The sequence below is a fragment of the Halorubrum sp. AJ67 genome (assembly GCF_000513435.1).
Genome location: NZ_CBVY010000003.1, coordinates 457,525 through 459,403, shown reverse-complemented (window position 1 = coordinate 459,403; position 1,879 = coordinate 457,525). Strand labels below are relative to the sequence as shown.

2 protein-coding genes are annotated in these 1,879 nt (G+C 70.8%); both read left to right on the top strand.

The genetic code is table 11. From position 1 onward, the window contains the following. Positions 1 to 1,575: COG1361 S-layer family protein (locus BN903_RS05445; RefSeq protein ID WP_048076725.1), on the top strand; the 1,575-nt coding region annotated here is incomplete at its 5' end. A gap of 123 nt (positions 1,576 to 1,698) precedes the next feature. Further along, positions 1,699 to 1,879, top strand: a 181-nt coding sequence (locus tag BN903_RS17235) for a hypothetical protein (RefSeq protein ID WP_195155721.1), incomplete at its 3' end; no start/stop codon positions are given.

The window sequence follows — 1,879 nt, the reverse complement described above, 5'->3', positions numbered from 1 at the left end:
TCGGGCGTCTCCTCCGGGGCCGCGGACGGCGCGGTCGCGCAGACGGGATCGGAACCGACCGACAGACAGATCCGCGGTTCCCCCGTCTTGGACCTCTTCGTCTCGCAACGGTCGGTGCCCAGCGGCGCGGAGTCGACGGTCACGGTCGACATCGTCAACACCGGCGAGATGACGATCGGCAACCAGCTCGATTCCCGGGTGACGACAGCTCGCGGACTCACCCTCGAAATCGACGACGGCGACGTACCGATCGACGTCGAGGACGGCGAGATTCCGGTCGGCGACGTGCGTACCGACGCCAGCCCGGTCTCCGTCCCGCTCGACGTGACCGTGCCCGACGACGTGCCTGACGGAACGTACGAGGTGGAGGCGACCGCCCGCTACCGGTACACCTTCGAGGTCATCCCCGAGTTCAACGACCACAAGGACCGTCGGGGGATCGAGGACTTCGACCTGACCATCGTCATCGACGACGGCGCGCGCTTCGCGGTCCTCGAAACAGACACCGACGCGCAGGTGGGCGGCAGCGGCGACGTGACGGTCACGATGGCGAACGTGGGCGACGAGACCGCCCGCGACGCCGTCGTCTCGGGAACGACGACCAGCCCGGGCGTCCAGCTCGGGTCCGGCGGGAGCGGCCAGTCGTTCGTCGGCGACTGGGCACCCGGGGAGAACCGGACGGTGACGTTCGAATCGACCGTCAGCAAGGCGTTCGGCGAGGGCGCGTACGCGCTCTCCTCGACGGTCGACTACCGGGATCCGAACGGGGTCGACGCGACCGCGGCCGCCGCGCGCGCCGGCGTCGTTCCGATCCCGGAGCAGTCGTTCTCGCTGAGCAACGTCTCGGGGACGCTCGAAGTCGGGTACTCCGGGACGGTCTCCGGTACGCTGACGAACGAGGGACCGGTCGACGTCGAGGACGCGGTCCTCGTCGCCGACTCCGGAAGCGACCGCGTGAGCCTCGGCGAGAGCCGGTACGCGCTCCCGACCATCCCGGCCGGCGAGTCCACGGAGTTCTCCTTCGACGCCGACGTGAGCGGGAGCGCCGACCCCGGCCCCCGGCAGTTCCGCTTCACCACCGAGTACGACAGCGGCGACGCGACGGTCGCCGTCGAGGAGACTCGCCGCGTCGAGGTCGCGCCGCGGCAGCCGGAGTTCGAACTCGACGTCGAGAACGCCACGGTCCCGGCCGGCGGGACCCAGCGGATCGACGTGGAGATCACGAACCGGCGGCCGGAGACGCTGTCGTCGATCAACGCCGGCCTCTACGCCGACAGCCCGCTGACGACGGTCAACGACGAGGCGTTCGTCGACGAACTGGAGCCGGGTGAATCCAGGAACATCTGGTTCGAGGTGTCGGCCGCCCCGGGCGCGAGCGTCGAGGACCACCCGATCGAACTCGACTTCCGGTACGACGACGAGCGGGGCAACGACCGCATCTCGGACGTGACGCAGGTCCCGGTGTCGGTGACCGCCCCCGTCGACGACGGCGGGACCCCGCTCGGACTGATCGCCGTCGTCGTCCTCGTCGTCGTCGCCGCGGCCGGCGGCGCGGTGTGGTACCGACGGCGGTGATCCGATGACGGGACACGCCACCTGCGGAGACGGGGAACGCCCCCGGTCTCGGCGACCCGTGACGGCGCGTAGACGCCGGACAGTGACGCGAGAGAGGCCGGGACGCCGGACAGCGGGGCGTCGGTGACCGCAGTCGACCGCCTCATCGAGCGGATCGACCGCCTCGTCACGGAGCGACCGGTGGCGGTTCTCGCGGTCTTTCTGCTCGTCACCGTCGTCTTCGCCGGCGGCCTGACCGGCATCGAGACCAGCGCGGGCGCGGACCAGTTCACGCAGGACATCCCCGCCCAGCAGGCGCTCGACG